At 55.8% G+C, this 4,806-nt stretch carries 4 protein-coding genes and 2 pseudogenes; 3 read left to right on the top strand and 3 right to left on the bottom strand.

Translation table 11 applies throughout. The features are described from left to right. The coding region (locus tag F813_RS13785) for an IS5/IS1182 family transposase (RefSeq protein WP_017926931.1) at window positions 1-256 on the bottom strand (256 nt) is incomplete at its 3' end. Between the two features lie 438 nt (window positions 257-694). On the opposite strand from F813_RS13785, the gene F813_RS0113370 reads away from it, so the two are divergent. After that, window positions 695-1,204, top strand: coding sequence for a DsbC family protein (locus tag F813_RS0113370; protein WP_017926932.1), 510 nt, complete (start codon window positions 695-697; stop codon window positions 1,202-1,204). A gap of 485 nt (window positions 1,205-1,689) precedes the next feature. Here F813_RS0113370 and F813_RS14390 read toward each other — a convergent pair whose 3' ends face one another. Next, window positions 1,690-2,538: a hypothetical protein gene (locus F813_RS14390; protein WP_155995150.1), complete on the bottom strand. Its 849-nt coding sequence runs from the start codon at window positions 2,536-2,538 to the stop codon at window positions 1,690-1,692. Window positions 2,539-2,759: 221 nt separating this feature from the next. Here F813_RS14390 and F813_RS14270 point away from each other — a divergent pair. After that, a pseudogene (locus F813_RS14270) lies at window positions 2,760-2,933 on the top strand (FCSD flavin-binding domain-containing protein); the annotation flags it as partial. A 98-nt stretch (window positions 2,934-3,031) separates the two neighbouring features. Further along, window positions 3,032-3,262: pseudogene (locus F813_RS13790) on the top strand (FCSD flavin-binding domain-containing protein); the annotation flags it as partial. A gap of 103 nt (window positions 3,263-3,365) precedes the next feature. Here the strand turns inward: F813_RS13790 and F813_RS0113380 are convergent. Next, window positions 3,366-3,707, bottom strand: a complete 342-nt coding sequence (locus F813_RS0113380; RefSeq protein ID WP_026148296.1) for a hypothetical protein — start codon at window positions 3,705-3,707, stop codon at window positions 3,366-3,368. Window positions 3,708-4,806: the final 1,099 nt, after the last annotated feature.

Genomic DNA, 4,806 nt, shown 5'->3' on the forward strand with positions numbered 1-4,806 from the left:
TCGCCTGGCTGTCGTAGACCGCATCCTCGATCCCTTCATCCGACAGGTTGAAGCACTGCTGGGCCACGTACATCCGCAGCATCCGTTCCAGACCAATCGGCGGACGACCCCGCTTCCCCTTCGGGTAGTGCGGCTCGATCGCCTCCACCAGCGCCGCCCAGGGCGTGATCGCATCGATCTCCCCCAGAAAGCGGTCGCGCCGCGTCTGCTTACGCTTGGCGGAATACTCGAGATCGGAAAAGCTGCGCTGGGACATCGGCCATCACCTTGGGCAGGAAACCTGGCGCCATTATCCCAAACCCGCCAGGTGGGCGGGACCCACGGCGGAATAAATCAGTGTTTCCTTAAGAGGGCTTGGAAGCTCGCTTGGTTCCTGGGGGTCCGACCCCGCTATGAAACCGACGATCACCGCGTTCTTCTTTCGGCACTTATAAGGCCGGAAATTGCCTGTTTAAGCGCTTGTGGCGTCCCGAAAGAGAACATTAGCACCTTACGTTCAGTGGCTTATCAAGGCCCGACCCCGTTGGTTCCGTTGGCTATGGCCATCGCGTTCAGGCGGAACCCGGATTCCTCGCAATGGTCCATCGGTATGTGTTCGGGGCAGGGTATCCGGCAGGCCGACAAACACCGGTTGTTAGCACATCAAGCCGGAAGGACGGTGGACGTGATACGGAACAGGATCTGCGCATGCCCCATGGTTCTGGTGGCCGTGGCGTTTCTCGTGTTCGGCCTGAGCGGCAACGCGGCCGCCGGGGAACGGGAGGCCGAGATCGTGCAACTGGTGGAAGGCCTGGACGAGGACGAGCTCATTGTCTTTGAGCCGGACGACGCCCAGTACACCGTGACGGTCTTTACCGACGTCAACTGCCCCTATTGCCGCGAATTCCACCAGCAAATCGACGACTACCTCTTATGGGACATCCGCATTCGCTATGCGGCGTTCCCCATCATCGGCAACGCCTTCGAGCAGATGGAGGCGGTGTGGTGCAGCGACGACCGGCAGGATGCCATCACCCGGGCCAAGCTGGGCGAGACCATAAAGGCGGAAGACTGCACGAATCCCGTGGCCGATCATCTGGCCATTGCCCGGGAGCAGCGGTTCCGGGGCACCCCCACCATCATCACCCCCCAGGGCCGGATCAGGTACGGCCTTGCATCCGCCGCCGAACTCGTGGACATGCTGGAAGCCGAGGCGGCCCGGTAAGCAGCGTATCAAGAAGCTCAGTGTCCTCTTCTACCCCCGTCTGGGTCGCTACGCGGAATTCACAAGCCGAGCGATGTCCTCCACATCGCCTGGTGTCGCCGTCCGATACACCAAATCGACCATGACCTTCTCTGCGGCTCTAACAGTGACTAGGTGGATTGGTTGGGCGTGCCCACTACATATCTTGAACGAGCGGAGGGAGAGACCGTTTGCCCGCCCGTTAGTGGGCCATTTTCGCGCCTGAAATTGTCCGTCTAAGGCATCTCATTGGGGTGGAAAACGCGATAACCGCCTGTCTTTCAGTCTTTTACCGTGGTCCGACCCCGTAGTGCCTAGTGACAGAAACTTGGCCCCAGCGCTCTCCCATCCACTTCGATCGGTGCCTCCGGGCGCCGAGTTCGATTCCGGGCAGGTCCGCAGAAAGTGGGTGTCCTCTGGTGTCCTCTAATCGAATCGGCGCCTCCCGAGGCCGATTCGTTCCTGCTTCAATCCAGGTCCTTGCTGGGGTACGTAACAGCCATGGCCATCAATGCCTCTAGCGAGAAACGCCGATAGAACTTTACGAAGCCCATAAACAGGAGAAAGGTTGTCGTTGCCGACAATGATACCGCCGTAATACCGGCTAATAATGAACCCTGAGCAGTTAACGCATGCCACGTTGATATCCAAAATATTGTCAGAGAGATAAGAGTTAGTGTTCTTAGAAATCCATAAAGAGCCACATAGTTTTGCATTTTCGGAAGGTGGTTCTCTGCATTCTCTACTGCGTAATGGTATGCGTATCTAAAGAAATCATTATCGTTCGCAGATCCATGCTCAGACTGATTGTTTACTTGGGCGTGATCTCCAATTAGAAGCGCTATGCGTTTTCGCAAAAGCTCGATTAGTAACGGATCCAACGCCTTCGCGTACAGGTCACGCATTCCCGCTTTTGTGCCAAGCAGCCAATCAAGGACGGAGATCGGAGCAAGTAATACGAACACGAGAACTCTCATTGTCTGCCGTAGTTTCTTATGATTTTCTAGATAAAAATATCCTTTTGAGGAAATCCCTAATAGATACTTTGATGGGTATCCATGCGCCCATATGGAGTACCGTTCCACGGTAATCGAGGACAGAAAACTCAGAAAGTGGCCTGTGATGTACGCCAATAATACAAATGGTATATAAACCTCTGGGTTCTCGAAGCTCAATACCGTTAATGCGAATCCAATGGGTGTATCATATTCCGATAAGTGGCCGGCCACCAGTATTGCCCCATACAGAAATACGGCCCCCGGTATTATGTATCCCAAGAAATCATAGAAAGAGAATGGGTTCTGTTTTATATTCATTGTTTTGTTCGCTGGGTCGATCGCTGGTGCGAGTTTAGAGGGCCGTTGAGGGTGGTGTTAATCGCCTGGTGGTCTTTTAGTCATCGGTCGGGTCAAACGTGTGCTCGGGGTAATACCGGAGAGCCTTGTATGGTTTCGGCACATCTCTGACGGCCTGAACTTCAACGTCGACGATACATGCGAGCTCATGCCCGCCAGAAAGTGGGTGTCCGCTACATCCTCCGGACTACGGCGTCAGCATCGCCGCCGTGCACCAGTACCAAAACGGCGCCCAGGCGCCGGTAGAAGGTTCCGGTGGCGTCAGTCCGCTCGGCCAGTCTTCAACCTTCCGCCGTCAGGAGGCCGAACACACCCGCGCCTGGTATGCCGGGATCACTCAGGACATTTGGGGCTAGCTCCCAGCACTCTCCCATCCACTTTGATCGGCGCCTTCGGGCGCCGAGCTCGTTTTCGGCTGGGCCGGCAAAAGATGGGTGTCCTCTTCTTCGGCCCATCGGGCCAGGAGCCCCTGGAGCCCTCTTCGGCCAGCACCTGCTACGGCCTGATCACGCCGGACTATGGCGTCAGCATCGCCGCCGTATACCAGTACCAAAACGGCGCTCAGGCGGCGGTAGAAGGTTCCGGTGGCGTCAGTCCGAACGGCCAGTCTTCAACCTTCCGCCGCCAGGAGGCCGAACACACCCGCGCCTGGTACGTCGGCATCACCCAGGACATCTGGGGCTAGGGCCCAGCACTCTCCCAACCACTTCGATCGGCGCCTCCGGGCGCCGAGTTCGTTTCCGGGAAGGTCCGCAGAAAGTGGGTGTCCTGGACTTCGCAAAGGGCGGTTACCCAAGAAGCCCGGTGGCCACCCTAGCCAACCCGAGCATTCCCAAAGTGAATGCAGCCACGGCCACAAGGCCAAGAGCCCAGATCACGATCTCCGGCCATAGAAACTGGCGAGGCGCCCCTTTCTCCGGCGCGTCCATTGCACTGCGCCAGCGCTCTCCGAAGGCGTAGTCGCGAGCGATAATGGCGATAAGGCAGAAAATCAGCAGAAGGATTGATGAGACGAGACTCCACCAGGAACCGCGCAGCACGCACGCAAGCTCCGGTTCTAATTGAGGGGCGGCATGGTTGGTGAATATGCCTATCGAGACCGTGAGTGCGCCACCGCTCAGCAGAAACATGGCTCGCGCCAGGGAGTCAGCTCTCCGCCGAACATCCTCTTGGTGAGCATTGAATTGTTGGAGTTCATCAGACACTCGGTTCCCTTCCTTGTTACGGTCTAACGGTGATCGAGGCGAAGTCTGAAAGCGGCCCGCCTCGCGCGATGTGTTAAGTGTGGTTCGCCCCGCGTACTAAGTGCCGAACCTGTATTGCCGCATTCTCTTCCATCGGAGCGATTACATGAATGAGTTCTCGTGATTCGGCAAGCTCTACCAAATGCTCTGACAGCAAGGTCTCAATTCTGCCCAAGTATTCAGGAACCTTTCTATGGAAAGACAACGAACTTTTGCCTTTTGAAAACGGATTTTGGGAATGAAGAATGGCTCCACATGTATCGTACAACCGCTCGAACTGCTTTCGCGTAAGGTACCCACTTGTCACCCTATTCCAGTCTCGCTTATTGAATCCGTCCACGGGGGCTGGATAGAACTTAGGGTTGATACCCTCAATCCTGCGCAAGATTCGATCCGCGTGCCAGTCCTTCGCAATGTCACTTCTAACAGAACGGTAGGATTCTTGATATGACACTAACGAGGAGAAAGCGATCAGTTCAAGCAATTTCCGAAGCTGAAGGGCTTCTGACTCGATCGTGGTCTGGAGATACGTGCAATGAGTCTTTCCGGACGTGAACCACGAAGTGTTTCGATCCGAAAGCGACACTCCCACATCATCGAAGCGTATTTTCTGCGAATCCTGCTTTCCATGCTTTACCGGTTAACAGTGATCAGGTATCGCGCACGGATACTGATTGAGCGTGCGAGCTATATATGCCGGATGAGCCGACGTCACAAACTTAAGGGGCTCAGCCGGGTCCGGTGTGTGGGTGACCATGGATTCAGCGCCGTAGAAAATAAGTCTGTCCCCATTCTTCGCAAAGTTAAGCGGCGCGGCGTTAGTCGCGCCCGGTGGAGTGCGAAGCGCGGAACGAACTTGACGGACTTGTTATCGGCTTTCCGGCGTAAAGGCACTTTCTCTGCCACAGCTATTACAAGAAAACACTTTCTGTTTAACTCCAAGAGCTGCAAAGGTTGGATCCTCCCGGCTGCCAGTTCGCCTTAG

The sequence above is a fragment of the Thioalkalivibrio sp. HL-Eb18 genome (assembly GCF_000364985.1).
GTDB lineage: Bacteria > Pseudomonadota > Gammaproteobacteria > Ectothiorhodospirales > Ectothiorhodospiraceae > Thioalkalivibrio.

What these genes read in the sequence shown, in the direction of transcription:
- F813_RS0113370 (WP_017926932.1), top strand. Translation starts at nt 695, where the DNA reads ATGGTTCTGGTGGCCGTGGCGTTTCTCGTGTTCGGCCTGAGCGGCAAC.
- F813_RS14390 (WP_155995150.1), bottom strand. Translation starts at nt 2,538, where the DNA reads ATGAATATAAAACAGAACCCATTCTCTTTCTATGATTTCTTGGGATAC.
- F813_RS0113380 (WP_026148296.1), bottom strand. Translation starts at nt 3,707, where the DNA reads ATGTTTCTGCTGAGCGGTGGCGCACTCACGGTCTCGATAGGCATATTC.